The 533-nt window shown below is 61.4% G+C and carries 1 protein-coding gene; it reads left to right on the forward strand.

Annotation, left to right across the window (positions count from 1 at the left end):
• Window positions 1–3: 3 nt before the first annotated feature.
• The coding region (locus tag ACP7EY_RS24065) for a putative inorganic carbon transporter subunit DabA (protein WP_426197767.1) at window positions 4–533 on the forward strand (530 nt) is incomplete at its 3' end.

Genomic DNA, 533 nt, shown 5'->3' on the forward strand with positions numbered 1-533 from the left:
GCGATCGAGCACGCGTGCAGCCAGGCCTGCCACGCAATTGCACCCGCATGGCCGTTGGATAGAGCCATTGCTGTCAATCCACATTGGTCACGTATTAGCATGCCAGTGCGCCGGGTGGCCGCACGAATGGCCGTGCTCGGGGGCATCCAGGTATTTCCACCACGAGAGCAGCAACTGCGGGCGTGGCGCAAAGGGCGAATTTGCGCTACCGATCTGGAGCTCGCCCTGCGGCAGCTGCCCGAGGCGCACGCGACAGGACTCAGGCCTGAGCAGTGCGCCGATGCGCTCCAAACGAGCGCCACACCAGCGCAATTGCCATTACTCATTGATGTGCTCGACAACGATCCCAAACGCCATGCGCGGCTATCCTGGCGAGACGCCATCACGCACCAAGTGAGCCAAACCTGTGCCGCCTACTTCGATGAGCATCAAGCCATCTGGCAGCCAGAGCGCACCCAGGGTTTGTACGGCTTTTGGCGAGACACCCTTCAACACGACCATGGGATCGGCTTGTTGATGGGCTTACCGCGTTT

This window comes from Massilia sp. DWR3-1-1 (genome assembly GCF_049898325.1).
Classification (GTDB): domain Bacteria; phylum Pseudomonadota; class Gammaproteobacteria; order Burkholderiales; family Burkholderiaceae_D; genus JAFCUW01.